Below are 15,602 nucleotides of genomic sequence, written 5' to 3' on the forward strand. Positions count from 1 at the left end.
TCAATCCTTAACGTGATGCAAAAGAAAAGAGCGAACCCGCTCGGCATAGGCCATTGGATTCGCCTGATGAGCATTATGACCCGCCTGAGCCACGCTCAGTAACGGCAGGCCGTATTGCGCCGCCAGCGTTTGAAACTTCACGTCGCTGGCACCGCATAAGTAAACAAAAGGTATCGACAGGTGCTGGAGGCGTTCCGCTAAAAAGGGCTGTCGCCCCAGCGAGGTCGCTTCCAGCATTGCCGCAACGGACGCACCGTGATTCGTGCTGCGGCGCGCGATCAGCTGTTCACGCTGCGCTGAATCCAGATCGGCAAACACCGCCTGCTGATACCAGTCCTGCAAGACCGTGGGCAGCGGCTCCTGACGAAAGCGTTGCGCCCAGCGTGCATCATGCTGGATACGCTCCGTACGCAATTCCGGCGTTGCCAGTCCGGGATGACCGCCTTCGACCAGCAGCCCCAGCATGCCGTCATGCTGTCCGTTGCAGGCGTGATACATCGCAATACGCCCGCCGAGCGAATAGCCTAGCAGCCAGTAATTCTCAATGCCTTGATCCAACAGCATCTTGCTTAACTGGCGGCTAACATCGGCAAAATCTGTTGTGGAAATCGTTCGCGACGCACCGTGTCCGGGTAAATCCACCAGCAACACCGGCCAGTCGCGACAAAACGGCAGAACGGGCAGCCAGTCTTCGCCACTGCCTAATAAACCATGCAGGCACACCAACCACGGCTGCCCAGAAGCCACCGCGCCCTGCATCACCTTCCGGCAGCTTAGCTCTTGAAGCTCTAGTGCGACCACGTCGCCACCTGCGCGACCAGTTCATTAAGCGTTGCTGCGCCGTCCTTCGGTTCAACCACCACTTCCAGCAGCGTGACGCCGCCTTGAGTCCAGCAATTCGCCACCGTATTCGCCAGCTGTTCCCAGCTCTCGGCGCGCACGTAATTCAGGCCAAACATCGCGGCCGCGTGGCCGAATTCCACATCTTGTGGCATACAGTAAAACGCTTCACGCTGTGCAACCGGCGTCGGCAGCAGGGAAAATATCTGGCCGCCGTTATTGTTCACCACAATCAGCACCAGCGGTGCGGGAGCCTGACGCAGCAGCGCCAGCGCATTCAAATCGTATAACGCAGAAAGATCGCCGACGATGCCCAGCGTGGCTTTTGACGTGGCACGCTGTACACCGGCCAGCGTGGAGATCAGGCCATCGATGCCGCTGGCTCCGCGGTTACCGTACACCGGATATCCCTGCGGGAGTTGCGCCAGCGCGTCGATCAGGCGTACCACAAGGCTGTTGCCGACAAACAGCTGTCCATCCGGCGGCAACAGTGCCGGTATCCGCTGCGCCAGCTGCGCTTCACCAAAACGGGAAGCCAGATGCGCGTCGATCTGCCGCTGCGTTTTGTCGGCAATATCCGTCAACAAATCCGCCCACGGCGCTTGTTTATGTGCCGGATGCGCAGACAGCCATTCGCCCACGTCTGCCACCAGACGGCGCCCGCGATGGTGAGCCGGATCCAACCGTCCCGGCAAATCGTCAATTAACCAGAATTCTTGCGGCTGGCACTGTTCCTGCCATTGCAGCAGGCGCTTACCGGTCAGGCTGCCGCCGAACTGCAAGACAATTTCCGCCTGCCGCAGACGAGCCGCCGCATCAGGATGCGCCAGCCAAATATCCGCACAGGGTAACGGCTGCCCGCTTTGAGACAGGACGTCACCAATCAGCGGCCAGCCCAGTTCGTTCGCCCACGCCGCGAGTCGCGCACCTTGTTCTGGCGTCACGCGACCGGCGAGGACAACGCCCCGCTTCTGTCGCCACTGCGGCCAGTCCGGCTGCACCGCCAGCGTACTCTGGCGCATTTCACGCAGCCAGGGTTCACGGCTGTTCCACCAGTCGCCCAGCGTCATTAACCAGTCCTGATACGCCGTGCCGTCATCGGCACCGTACAACGGTTCAGCAAAGGGGCAGTTAATGTGCAACGCGCCGTGCGTCAGTCGCGCCATTGCGCTATCCACAGAGGAAACCAGCCAGCTAGCCGGGATGTCGGGCGTGGGGCGCGGTAAATCCAGCGCCAGCGTGGGGTGTGAAGCATACAGTGCATGTTGGCGAATCGCCTGATTCGCACCGCAATCAATCAGTTCCGGCGGGCGGTCGGCTGTCAGCACCACCAGACGTTCGCCGGTCAGCCCAGCTTCGATGATGGCAGGATAAAGGTTCGCCGCGGCGGTGCCTGACGTCACGATAATCGCAACCGGCTCGCGTGAGGCTTTTGCCAGCCCCAGCGCCAGATGCCCAAGCCCCCGCTCATCGAAATGCGTGTGGCAAATCAGTGCGTGATTGTCCGCCGCAGACAGCGTCAGCGGGGTGGAACGAGAACCAGGCGCGATGCAGACATGCCGGACACCGTGGCGGGTCAGCGATTCCAGCAGTAATGTAGCCCAGCGGCGATTAAATACACTTGTTGACATGTTGTACTCAACAACTCAGGTTGCAGGTTATTCCCGCCATCTTCCTGTGTACTGGCTGTATGCTCACAGAAAATGATGGATATAGGCAAAATACGAATGATCGAGCTGTTGTCGGCCTGGTTGACCTTCAGCAAACATCGAGATCAGCCTTATTATATTTTTTTTTATCGCGCTGACTTTGATATAAACCAGTACCTCGCACAACAACCATAAAACAAAACTATGACATATCACCGTCTAACAGGGATCTTAGCCCTGCTGCTTTGTTTTCTAACTCCTGCCATTCTTGTTCTGGATCAGAACCCGCCACAATTCCGGCTCCGGCATAAAGCGTTAAAACATGATCCCGCACTTCTGCCGAACGTAGCGCCACGCTGAATTCAGACTGCTGCCGCGAAAGGTAACCTGCGGAACCCGCATACCAGCCGCGTTCAAACGGTTCATGTTCAGCAATAAAACGGCGAGCCTCTTGTCTCGGCAGACCCGCGACGGCGGCCGTGGGCTGTAACGCATTCAGGCACGCGCTATCGGATGCGGTGCGCAGCGTGGCGTGAATGGTTCGGCGCAGATGCTGTACTTTACGCAGGCGCACAATTTCCGGCGGCATCACATCCAACGACAGCGCGGACTGCTGTAATCGCTGACAAATATCATCCACCACCAGCATGTTCTCGCACTGATTTTTGGTGTCATTCATCAGCCAATCGGCCAGTTCCGTGGCTTTGCGTGCATCGCGATCGCTTGCCACCGTCCCCGCCAGCGCTTCTGTTTCCAGTTCGCTACCTCGACGGCGATAAAGCCGCTCCGGGCTGGAACCGAGAAACGCATGACGCGCATCGTGCGCCAGCATGAAATGGAAACAGTGGTGATTTGCCGCTCGGCTGGCGGCCATAAAGGTGGTGGCCTGTAACGGCTGCGTCAACGTGAGTGTGGTTGCCCGCGCCAGAACCACCTTTTCCATTAGCCCGGCATTGATGTCATGCAGCGCTCGCTGGAGCAAATCGATCCATCCCTGACGCTCCGGCTGATGCCCGACGGACTGCACTTCCGCATGCAAAAGAGGCTGCGGAGCGGGTGGCAGAAGCAGGTTAATAAACGCCGAGGCTTCAATGGCATCCTGCTGCAATGACGTGTCACTGAACAGGTTAATAGTCAGGCTAAGTGTATCATCCTGACGCCGCAGTTCCGCCCGGGGCAAAAACAGGTAGCCGGGTGAAGAAGCCCCCCCCTCTTTCGTTTGATTAAACGCGTTCAGCCCCCAGATGCGCACATCGGGATCGCATTGCTGCTGAACAAGGAATGCCTCAGCATCCTGAATGTGGTGAAACCCGCACACGTTGCCGCACACGGCGGCTTCTTCACGATCCTGACGGTGTTGCCAATAGAACTGGGGGTACACTGGCTGAGTCGCCAGCCACGGCAATAGCTCAGACGCGTCGCTGAGGGTCAACGAACGCGTTATTTGTCTGAAACCTGCGCGTTCAGGCTGTGGCTCGCGCAAATCCTGCTGCAGATGCTGCAGCAAGTCGGAAAGTTGTTTCACCGTTACCCCGGAGACCTAACACAAAGTAGGGGATTATACGGGAAAAAAACACGTCGTGGGTGAGAGGTTACGCAAGACCAACAGGCTACCCTCAGCAGGGTACGTCCCACCGCACTTTTTAGGGTTATCTTCATGACCATAACGGTGAACACGGGCTAAAATCGCACCAAACGGCAAAACGGGTCGCGCGCATCGCTCTAAAATCCTCTTCCATCATCATTATTGCTTCAATTGACCGATTCTTTTGCCGATTATCTAATCGGCATTTTTTTGCCCGCTCCACTGCCCCACCTCTTCCTTCTTCCCTCACACCAAAACCGAACACCAGGATTCTTTCCATTCAGACCGCTAACTATGGTAAAAATAGGCTTTTGTTACGTCGACCGGATAGCTTCATCAGGATGAGTACAACGCTGAATTCCAACCCGTTATGCATTAATCAGAATCTGCCAGGCAAGAAAGCACAGGCAGCCACGCGCATCGTTTTCTTTGTTGCGGGCTTTGCTATGGCGTCTTGGGCGCCGCTGGTGCCCTTTGTCAAAACGCGGCTGGCTATCAGTGATGCCTCTTTGGGGATGTTGCTGCTTTCTCTCGGTATTGGCTCACTCTTAGCCATGCCGCTGACCGGTTTTCTCACCAGTAAACTGGGGTGCCGCAGCGTTATTTTGCTGGCAAGCGCGCTGCTTTGCCTGGTATTACCCGCACTGACGCAGGCAGAAACGCTGCCTCTGATGGCGATAACGCTGCTCTTTTTCGGCGCGTCCATGGGGATGATCGATGTCGCGATGAATATTCAGGCTGTCATCGTCGAACGGGCGAGCGGCCGGGCGATGATGTCCGGTTTTCATGGTTTCTTTAGCATCGGAGGGATTGTCGGCGCAGGCGGCGTCAGCGCCCTGCTGTGGCTTGGCCTGTCTCCGCTGATGGCAATTCTGGCGATTGTCGCACTTATGCTGATAGCGATGGCAACGGCGCATCAACACCTGCTGCGCACCACAAATCAAGATGAGGGCGGCCCGCTGTTTGTCATCCCGCGCGGCTGGGTGATGTTCATTGGCTCACTGTGCTTCATCATGTTTTTAGCCGAAGGGTCCATACTGGACTGGAGCGCCCTCTTTTTAACGGTTGAACGCAACCTGAGCGGCGCGCAGGCGGGCATGGGCTATGCAGCGTTTTCCGTCGCGATGACACTGGGCAGGCTGAACGGCGATCGCATCGTTAATGCGCTCGGCCGCTACGCGATTCTGACCGGTGGCAGCCTCTGCGCCGCACTCGGTCTGGTGTTAACGATCAGCATTGATAATGCGATCACCGCCATTCTGGGCTTTGTGATGGTGGGCATCGGCGCATCGAATGTGGTGCCGATCCTGTTCAGCGCAGCAGGGAATCAAAAGATCATGCCGCCGAATCTGGCCATCGCCTCCATTACTACCGTAGGCTATGCAGGTATTCTGATCGGCCCGACCATTCTTGGCTTTATTGCACAGTTCAGCAATTTGGCTACCGCATTCGGGTTTGTCGCACTTTTATTGCTGGGCGTTAGCGCCAGCGCACGTGCCGTTATCCGCTAATCAGGAGCGTTAATTGATGCCAGCCATGATCCTGCGTTATTTTTCACTCCTTACCGTGCTCTCGCTCCTGATTACCGGAACGTTTGGCTATAACTACATCAACGATTTGCTGGCGGACAAAAAACACTCGCTGACGACCATCGCTCAGGGCATACAAAAACGCGTCGATACCTATCGTTTTTTCACCTATCAAATATACGGCAGCCTGAACAGCGAACCCGCCGCTAGCGACACCAACATTACCGCCATTAATTTAATGCCGAATGTTTTCTACGTAGAAAAAAACGGTCAGAAAACAGACGCGCTGATTTTTGGGCAACACGATAAAGGGACGCTCACCTCGGTTCGCCGGATATCACGTTATCTTGATATTCTCTGGGGAGCGGAGAATAGCGTCTATTCCATGTATTACCTGAATGGTATCGACAACAGCCTGACGATGATTTCCACGCAGACGCTGAAAGATATCTCCTCACAGTTCCGTGGCAATTACATTACGGTCATCGCCGAAGCCCGCCGGACGGAAATGCTGCAACAGGCGAATGTATTAGACGAACGCGAAAGTTTTTCCCCGCTGCGTAAATTACGCTTCTATAACGACTACTATTTTACACTGCGCACCACATTCAATCAGCCGGGCCATCTGGCGACAATTCTGGCGTTCGATTTACCGATTAACGATTTAATCCCAGACACCATCCCGCGTGAGCATCTTATGCTGAAGCCGGATACGCCGGCGGCCAGCAATATGGACAACAATAATGGCGAGGGCACGGCTGACGTTCAGCTTCATGGCTCGAATCTTGAAATCTCCGCCACACTCGTGAATGCACCGATAAAAATCGTTTTTCAGATGCCAGTAAAAGCCCTGATTATTGATTCATTACGTAATAACGTCTGGCTTCTGCTACTGAATCTGGTTCTGCTGAGTTTGTCCATCGTCGGCTTTTATCTTTTCCGTCGGCAGTATGCGCATCCTGGCGAGGATGTCTCTCGCCAGTTGGAAAAGACGCTGAATATTTACCGCGAAACCACGGGCAGAATCCCAATGGGCGTGCTGGTTTATGATTTCAGCAACAATAAAGTCGTCATACAGAATGAGCGCGCAGAGCAGTTACTTCCGCACCTGAGCCTGCAAAAAATCACCAATATGGCGGACGAGCATCAGGGCGTCATTCAGGTCACGATTAATAATGAGATGTATGAAATCCGCCAAATCCGTAGCCGATATTCGCCTGACTATTGCCTCTTCCTGCTGCGTGAACAGGATAAAGAGATTCTGGTACAGCGCAAACTACTGCTCGCCCAGCGTGAATACGAAAAGAATATTCATGCCAGAAAACGGTTATTCCAAAATCTGCTCAGCGAATTCAAACAGCCGCTGATTTCACTACGGCAGCATATTCATGCACTACGCCACAGCGAGACAGCAAACGTACCGACACCCACGCTGGATCAGCTAACGGCGGATACCCGCTGCGCTATCGAGCTGCTGGAAAATATCGCCTTGCACGAGAAACTGGAAGCGCAGGAATGGAATGTGATCAACGAGAGTTTTTCACTGCTGACGGCTATCGACCATGTTCTCCTTGAGCTACTGCCACGATTGAATCAAAAAGGTCTGACCCTATTCCATCATTACAATCTGGATATGAATCAAACCTACGTGGGTGATGCCGAGCTGTTGAAAAAGACGCTGGCGCTGTTGCTGAATTATTCGGTGACCAATACGGATTACGGCAAGATTACGGTATCGATTGATAGAAAAAATAATGAGTCGGATACGCTGATTATTCAGATTAGCGATACGGGAACGAATGTTTCAGGCAAAGAACAGGAAAATATTCGACACCCTTTCCTGCATCCTGCGACGTCCGATCGTTTCGGACAAAATTCAGGATTGACCTTATTTTTGTGCAATCAACTCTGTAATAAACTGGGCGGCGCGTTAGCTATCAACAGTAAGGCCGGATTAGGCACACACTATATTCTGACGCTAAAACTGGAGCCGGAAGCGCTTCCCGTTGAGGAAGAAAAACTGCTGGATGGTATTACCGTTCTGCTGGATGTGACGTCTGATGAAGTACAGCATATTGTCGGCAATATGCTGACGGGCTGGGGTGCGAATTATCTGGTTAGCGATGAACGCCAGATTAATCAGGAAGCAGATATCTGCATGACTGACGACCCGGAGAAAAAAGCAGATTATACGCTGCTGTTGAGTCATGACGATGACACAGTAACGCCTTTGGGCCCGCGCCGTTTGCGGGTGAATTATAATATCAGCCACCTCCTGCTGGAGGCATTACTTAAGCTGATTGAGCTACAACTGGAAACATCACCCGATGCGCTACAGGAAGGGGAACCGGATAATGTCGAATTTTACGCCGCACAATTAGCAGCAAGCGACTATTATTCGCTGTTCGTGGAGACAGTACCGGATGATTTAAAGAGGCTGTATACTGAAGTGGAAGCAGGCGATTTTCCGTCGCTTTCGCAGACGGCACACCGGCTGAAAGGCGTGTTTGCCATGCTTAATCTGCATCCTGGCAAGCAGTTGTGTGAACAGCTTGAACAGCATATTACCGCGCATGATAGTGAACAGATCGAGGCTAACCTTCATGAAATTGAGAGGTTTGTCAGTGCATTACTATCCCCAGCAGAACCTAAAGGGCAGCAAGGTAGCCAACAAGATGAGTAACCAAAACGATGAGTAACTTAAACGTAATTATTGCCGACGACCATCCTATTGTTCTTTTTGGCATCAAAAAATCGCTTGAGCAGATTGAATGGGTCAATGTGGTTGGCGAATTTGAAGACTCAACAGCGCTGATCAATAACCTACCTAAGCTGGACGCTAATGTTTTAATCACCGATTTATCCATGCCAGGCGATAAATACGGCGATGGTATTACCCTCATTAAATACATTAAGCGCCATTTTCCTCACCTTTCTATTATTGTTCTTACCATGAACAATAATCCGGCAATTCTGAGCGCGGTGCTGGATTTGGATATCGAAGGCATCGTACTGAAACAGGGTGCGCCGACCGATTTACCCAAAGCGCTGGCTGCCCTGCAAAAAGGGAAGAAATTCACGCCGGACAGCGTATCCAAAGTACTAGAGAAAATCAGCGCCAGCGGCTACGGCGACAAACGCCTGTCCCCGAAAGAAAGTGAAGTGCTGCGCTTGTTTGCAGAAGGCTTTTTGGTTACCGAAATCGCCAAAAAACTGAATCGCAGTATCAAAACGATCAGTAGCCAGAAGAAGTCAGCCATGACCAAGCTGGGCGTCGAGAACGATATCGCCCTGCTGAATTACCTGTCCTCCGTTAACGGCGGCGCGACGCAGGTAGACTAAGGATTTCCTCTCCTGCACCGGCAGCCGCTGGTGCAGGTTATTCCACAGAGGTTCTCGCCTGACGCACCACGTTACTGTAATGCACCAACGCCTGCTGCAACGTATCCAGCGTAACCGGTTTTGACAAACAATGGTCCATCCCAGCCCCGAGGCAACGTTCTCTTTCTTCCGCCAACGCATTTGCCGTTACGCCGATAACCGGGAAACGTAACCCCTGCTCGCGCATACGTCGAGTGAACAAATAACCATCCATATTCGGCATGTTGACATCCGTCAGCACGATATCGATGTGGTTTTTACTCAATACGCCCAGTGCGTCTACGCCATCATTCGCCGTCATCGCCTGATAGCCCAGAGAACTGAGCTGATCCGCCAGCAGTCGACGGTTGATGGGGTGATCGTCAACCACCAGAATCATAATGTCGCCATTCTCAGCCCGTACGTAGCTGGTCAGCGGTGGTGAAATTTCGATGCGATGTCTGTCCTCGCTTTCTGAGCGATAGATTTTCTCCAGCAAATCCGGCAGATGTTGAGGCGTGGACGTCCCTTGTACCCAGTGCCCATCACTCACTTCCTGCGCTAACCCGGTATGCGAGCCACTCATCACGATATGCGCCCGAACGTTAACGTCCTCTTCTGACGCATAATCGCTAATCATCACATCATCAGGCGACACGGTTTGATTCTGATAACGCGCCACCTGCAACCCCTGATCCTGCAACAGCGTCAGCAGATAAGCCTCCAGCCGGGCATTGCGTATTCTCAACCAGCACGTTTTCCCTTGCAGACTGGCATTGATCGCCGCTGGGGCATAGCGCGCTTTGTACAGCGGAATTCTGACGCCAAACAGGCTACCGAGCCCCGGTTCCGATTCGATGGTAATGTCTCCATCCATCAGATTGACCAGCTTTTCACAAATCGCCAGCCCTAAGCCCGTGCCCTGAAAATGCCGCTGAACACCGCTCCCTGCCTGGAAGAACGGGTCAAACAGCTTCACCGCCTCGCGAGGTTGAATCCCCACGCCGGTATCACGCACCACAAATTCCAGATAACCATCGCGACAGCCGACTTCGAAAATGATGCAGCCCGTGTCCGTAAATTTGATGGCGTTACTCAGCAGGTTAGATAACACCTGCTGCAAACGTACGGGATCGCCGAACAGGCTGACCGGCACATTCGGATCGATAAAGCAGTACAGCGTCAGGCGTTTCTTGACCACCAGCGGGAGATAGTTGCTGGTGATGTGGCTGATGACTTCATGCGGCGCAAACTCACACGCTTCAATCTTCAACTGCTCCGATTCAATCTTGGAAAAATCGAGGATATCGCTGATGATTTTCAGCAGCAGTGAGGAAGAGTTGTTCATCGCGGCAACCAGACGATTGGCATCCTGCGGCAGCGATTTGGTTTGCAGTAAATCGAGGTTACCGATAATCCCGTACAGCGGCGTACGCAATTCATGGCTGACGGTGGCAAGGAACATCGATTTAGACTGGCTTGCCTGCTCGGCGGCATTCGCCATTTCCTGTAGCGATTCTTCCATTTTGACGCGCGCGCTGACGTCCAGCAGCACACAAATCGCCACGTTTTCATTACGATAGCGCGAATGGACAAAGCTGATTTGCAGGTGATGATTGCGGCTGGTCATGACATCCACAAACTTGGACTGCTGCTCGCAAATGATGCGGGTAATGCGCAGCCTATCCTCGTGGGTAAGCAGGTTGAGATAGTTGTGCGCCAGTTCATTACTGAGGATGTTCGTGCCGTCATTAATACGCAGGATACAAATGCCTACCGGTGCCGATGCGACAATCTTGCGGTTAAACTGCTCGTTTTCTTCCAACTGGAACGCATTCACTTCCGCTGGCAACAGCATTTTCCGCTCAAACACCAGCGCCAGTACAAACAGCAAGATAGCCGATAGCATATTCAGCACCAGCATATTGATCATCAAGGCGCTGATATGGGAGAGCAGCACTTTCAACGGCAGCGAATACACGATGCTGAATGACGTCGGCGGCAGCGACTTCTTCAGAATGAGTTCATCATACCCATTCACATAGCCAAAATAGTTATGATCGGAGGGATAGCCGTCTACCGACGAAGCGTAACGCTCTTTATCATCGGAAAACTGCAAAACAACCTGATTATATTGATCCAGCAGCCGGGCACTGATCGGAAATTTACCCATGGTGACGAAGTCATCCAGACGAATCGTCTGTTCAATCCCCATGATGACTTCCAGCTTGTTATCCACATAAATCGGCGTCAGCGCATATAAATAGCCGACATCGGGGATCGACGCGGGGGTAATCCAATAGATCGTTTCATCGCGTCCGCTTTGGGTGCGACTCTTCTTCTGATCCTGAAACCGATCCTGCACATTTTTAAGCAAGTTATCACGGTCGAGTGACTGGTTACGGATGCCAAAATCAACCATACAGCGCCGATCGCCACCGACAAAAAAGACTCGATTAAGATCGTAGACGGCAGAGAAATTATCCTGCCAGCCGTTGAAAAAATGGCTCAATGAGAGCAGCGCCGCATTCCCACCATATTGTGTGGAACAGGTTGCGCCGGGAGCCAGCGCATAAACGGAGACACCGGGGCCCCCTTCCGCTGGCGGCTCTGCCTTTTCTCTTGCCAGCATCAAGCGATTTGCCGCCAGATACTGGAGTTCACGCACAATATCCGACGCATGTCGGATGTAACCCTGCGACTGATCAAAGCTGAGGTTATACTCCTGCCGCAGCTCTGATTCTTTTTCATTCAATACTTTAGTGACATAAAAAACAGATATCAGCGCACCCAATACCCACAGCATGACCGCCAGAACCCGAAACAAATAGCGGGACACCTTTAATGTGGTCTGGAATGAGGCGAGATATTTCAAATGGATACCGTTGAATAATGGAAGAACTAGTTGGCTGATACACTACCGAGAGTCGATAAAAAAAGCCAGCGCATCGCGCTGGCTTACTCTACTCATTCCGGTTTAATGAAAAGGCTTATTCGTCATCTTCAGCGATATCATCATCGCCATCAATGTCGTCGATAGCATCATCGTCTTCGGCAACTTCGCCTTCAACTTTTACCACGCCATCCAGCTCTTCATCTTCTACCGGCTCGGCAACGCGCTGCAGGCCGACAACATGTTCGTCTTCCGCCGTACGAATCAGCGTAACCCCTTGCGTGTTACGTCCAACAATACTGACTTCAGACACGCGCGTCCGCACCAGCGTTCCCGCATCGGTGATCATCATGATCTGGTCTGCGGCATCAACCTGAACCGCGCCAACCACTTTACCGTTACGTTCGCTGACCTTGATAGAGATAACCCCTTTCGTCGCACGCGACTTGGTCGGGTACTCGCTCGCGGCAGTACGCTTACCAAAGCCATTTTGCGTGACGGTCAGGATATCGCCTTCGCCGCGAGGAATAATCAGAGAAACGACGCGATCTTCGCCTTGCAGATTGATACCACGGACGCCCGTTGCCGTACGCCCCATGGAACGAACCGCCTGCTCGGAGAAGCGAACCACTTTGCCTTCCGCAGAGAACAGCATCGCTTCATCGCTACCGTCGGTCAGGTCAACACCAATTAGCTCGTCACCTTCATTCAGGTTAACCGCGATGATCCCCGCACTACGTGGACGGCTGAATTCCGTCAGCGCCGTTTTCTTCACGGTACCGCTCGCGGTTGCCATGAAGATATGGCGGCCTTCTTCGTATTCACGCACTGGCAGAATCGCGGTAATACGCTCATTCGGCTCAAGCGGCAGCAGGTTGACGATCGGACGACCACGCGCACCGCGGCTGGCTTCCGGCAGTTGGTACACCTTCATCCAGTACAAGCGACCACGGCTGGAGAAGCACAGAATCGTGTCATGGGTGTTAGCCACCAGCAGACGATCGATAAAGTCTTCTTCTTTAATACGAGCAGCAGACTTACCACGACCGCCGCGACGCTGGGCTTCATAGTCGCTCAGCGGCTGATACTTCACGTAACCTTGGTGAGACAGCGTAACGACAACATCTTCCTGGTTGATCAGGTCTTCGATGTTGATATCAGCGGTGTTCGCCGTGATTTCCGTACGACGTTCGTCGCTATATTGCGTTTTGATCGCTTCCAGCTCTTCGCGGATGACTTCCATCAGGCGCTCAGGGCTATTGAGGATATAAAGCAACTCGGCAATTTCCGCCAGCAGCGCTTTATATTCATCCAGCAGCTTCTCGTGCTCCATGCCGGTCAGCTTCTGCAAACGCAGATCCAGAATCGCCTGCGCCTGCTGTTCCGTCAGGTAGTAGTGACCGTCACGGATGCCGAACTCCGGCTCCAGCCACTCAGGACGCGCGGCATCATCGCCCGCACGTTCCAGCATCGCAGCCACGCTGCCCAGTTCCCACGCCTGTGCGATCAGCGAGGCTTTCGCTTCAGCAGGTGATGGAGCACGGCGAATTAGTTCGATAATAGGATCGATGTTCGCCAGCGCAATCGCCAGACCTTCCAGGATATGGGCACGGTCACGGGCTTTACGCAGTTCAAAAATGGTACGACGCGTCACCACTTCGCGGCGGTGGCGCACAAACGCAACCAGAATGTCCTTCAGCGGCATGATCTTCGGCTGGCCCTGATGCAGAGCGACCATGTTGATGCCGAATGACGTCTGAAGCTGCGTCTGGGAATACAGATTATTCAGTACCACTTCGCCCACGGCGTCACGCTTAATCTCGATGACGATACGCATACCGTCTTTATCAGATTCGTCACGCAGTGCGCTAATGCCTTCGATACGTTTGTCTTTGACCAGCTCGGCAATTTTCTCGATCAGGCGTGCTTTGTTCACCTGATACGGAATTTCATGCACGATGATGGTTTCACGTCCGGTTTTCGCGTCCGCTTCCACTTCAGCACGCGCACGGATGTAAATTTTGCCGCGCCCGGTGCGATAGGCTTCTTCAATGCCGCGTCGGCCATTGATGATCGCTGCCGTTGGGAAATCGGGGCCTGTGATGTGTTCCATCAACCCTTCAAGGGTGATGTTTTCATCGTCGATATATGCCAGACAGCCGTTCACGACTTCCGTCAGGTTGTGCGGTGGAATGTTTGTTGCCATCCCGACGGCGATACCGGAAGAACCGTTAACCAGCAGGTTGGGAATACGCGTTGGCATGACGTCAGGAATCTGCTCGGTGCCGTCATAGTTCGGCACAAAATCGACCGTCTCTTTTTCGAGATCGGCCAGCAGTTCATGAGCAATTTTCGACATGCGAATTTCGGTATAACGCATTGCCGCCGCGGAGTCGCCGTCAATCGAACCGAAGTTGCCCTGACCATCGACCAGCATGTAACGCAGTGAGAAAGGCTGCGCCATACGTACGATAGTTTCGTAAACGGCAGAGTCGCCGTGTGGGTGGTATTTACCGATGACATCCCCGACGACACGGGCGGATTTTTTATACGGTTTGTTCCAGTCGTTACCCAGTACGCTCATCGCATACAGTACGCGGCGGTGTACCGGTTTCAGTCCATCACGAACATCTGGTAATGCACGCCCGACAATAACGGACATAGCATAATCCAGATACGAGCTTTTCAGCTCTTCTTCAATGTTGACCGGTGTGATTTCTCTGGCAAGGTCGCTCATGGAGCCGCTATCCCTCTATTTAGGCATCTACCCGTGTTCAGAAAAGTGAACCGTTCAGATAAGGTGAACTGTTCAAAAGGTGAAAAATTATATCACAAAGCGCCGTTTCGGGGGAAACTCCCTTCCGCTCTGAACAGACGGTTTTCCCAATGAACGTTACCTTGCAGAGAAAAGCACCTTGTAAAGAAAAGTACCTTACAGAGAAAAGCGACACCGCTGCACGTTGCAGCGCGAAGGGAGTATACTCGCGGCAGTATAAAGATGACGAAAGGCAGTGATGACACATGAATGTAGAAAATCAAACTCCGAACGTTGACCATCAGGAGATTGCCAAATTTGAGGCTATCGCTTCACGCTGGTGGGATTTAGAAGGTGAATTCAAACCCTTGCACCGCATTAACCCACTGCGTCTAGGCTACATTTCGCAGCACGCAGAAGGCCTGTTTGGCAAGAAAGTGCTGGATGTCGGCTGCGGCGGCGGCATTTTGGCCGAAAGCATGGCGCGTGAAGGCGCGGACGTCACCGGGCTCGATATGGGCGCAGAACCGTTGCAGGTCGCGCGTTTACATGCCCTGGAAAGCGGTGTCGCCGTCGATTACGTGCAGGAAACGGTAGAAGCGCATGCACAGGCTCATCCGGGCCTCTACGATGTCGTCACCTGTATGGAAATGCTGGAGCACGTTCCCGATCCGCAATCCGTGGTGCAGGCCTGCGCCAGATTGGTCAAACCCGGCGGGCACGTCTTTTTCTCCACCATCAACCGCAATGCAAAAGCGTGGATGATGGCCGTTATCGGTGCCGAGTACGTGCTAAAAATGGTGCCGCGTGGCACGCACGACATTAAGAAGTTCATTCGACCAGCAGAACTGATGCACTGGGTTGACAGTACTCCACTGCGTGAAAAGCATATCACCGGGCTGCACTACAACCCGCTAACTGACCATTTTAAATTGGGTCCAAACGTGGACGTGAACTACATGCTGCACACGCGCCACGATAAATAGAACCG

The 15,602-nt window shown here is 53.3% G+C and carries 9 protein-coding genes; 4 read left to right on the forward strand and 5 right to left on the reverse strand.

All coding sequences use genetic code 11. The features are described 5' to 3' along the window. The 3 genes from menH to menF all read right to left on the reverse strand — a co-directional run bounded on the left by menH (nt 1) and on the right by menF (nt 4,014). Nucleotides 1-759: a 2-succinyl-6-hydroxy-2,4-cyclohexadiene-1-carboxylate synthase gene (gene menH / locus Q3A88_RS06005; protein ID WP_110163671.1), complete on the reverse strand. Its 759-nt coding sequence runs from the start codon at nt 757-759 to the stop codon at nt 1-3. 29 nt (nt 760-788) lie between these two features. Further along, the gene (gene menD / locus Q3A88_RS06010; protein WP_110163672.1) at nt 789-2,471 is read right to left on the reverse strand and encodes a 2-succinyl-5-enolpyruvyl-6-hydroxy-3-cyclohexene-1-carboxylic-acid synthase; all 1,683 of its coding nucleotides are present in this window, start codon (nt 2,469-2,471) and stop codon (nt 789-791) included. Nucleotides 2,472-2,691: 220 nt separating this feature from the next. Further along, nucleotides 2,692-4,014: an isochorismate synthase MenF gene (menF, locus tag Q3A88_RS06015; RefSeq protein ID WP_205543855.1), complete on the reverse strand. Its 1,323-nt coding sequence runs from the start codon at nt 4,012-4,014 to the stop codon at nt 2,692-2,694. A gap of 401 nt (nt 4,015-4,415) precedes the next feature. Between menF and Q3A88_RS06020 the strand changes: the two genes are divergently transcribed. The 3 genes from Q3A88_RS06020 to rcsB are packed head-to-tail and all read left to right on the forward strand — an operon-like array spanning nt 4,416 to nt 8,945. Further along, nucleotides 4,416-5,585, forward strand: a complete 1,170-nt coding sequence (locus tag Q3A88_RS06020) for an MFS transporter (RefSeq protein ID WP_014914574.1) — start codon at nt 4,416-4,418, stop codon at nt 5,583-5,585. Between the two features lie 16 nt (nt 5,586-5,601). Next, complete coding sequence (gene rcsD / locus Q3A88_RS06025; protein WP_317177585.1) at nt 5,602-8,286, forward strand: phosphotransferase RcsD; 2,685 nt, start codon at nt 5,602-5,604, stop codon at nt 8,284-8,286. A gap of 8 nt (nt 8,287-8,294) precedes the next feature. Further along, entirely contained in the window at nt 8,295-8,945 is a 651-nt protein-coding gene (gene rcsB / locus Q3A88_RS06030; protein WP_005976164.1) for a response regulator transcription factor RcsB, read from the forward strand. Between the two features lie 37 nt (nt 8,946-8,982). Here rcsB and rcsC read toward each other — a convergent pair whose 3' ends face one another. Further along, the gene (rcsC, locus tag Q3A88_RS06035; protein WP_317177586.1) at nt 8,983-11,838 is read right to left on the reverse strand and encodes a two-component system sensor histidine kinase RcsC; all 2,856 of its coding nucleotides are present in this window, start codon (nt 11,836-11,838) and stop codon (nt 8,983-8,985) included. 115 nt (nt 11,839-11,953) lie between these two features. Continuing rightward, a complete protein-coding gene (gene gyrA / locus Q3A88_RS06040; RefSeq protein WP_110163677.1) occupies nt 11,954-14,593 on the reverse strand; it encodes a DNA topoisomerase (ATP-hydrolyzing) subunit A in 2,640 nt (879 codons plus the stop codon). A gap of 284 nt (nt 14,594-14,877) precedes the next feature. On the opposite strand from gyrA, the gene ubiG reads away from it, so the two are divergent. Next, entirely contained in the window at nt 14,878-15,597 is a 720-nt protein-coding gene (gene ubiG / locus Q3A88_RS06045; protein ID WP_039506507.1) for a bifunctional 2-polyprenyl-6-hydroxyphenol methylase/3-demethylubiquinol 3-O-methyltransferase UbiG, read from the forward strand. The last annotated feature ends 5 nt before the right edge of the window (nt 15,598-15,602 follow it).

This window comes from Pectobacterium sp. HCp5_1 (assembly GCF_032905925.1).
GTDB lineage: Bacteria > Pseudomonadota > Gammaproteobacteria > Enterobacterales > Enterobacteriaceae > Pectobacterium > Pectobacterium brasiliense_A.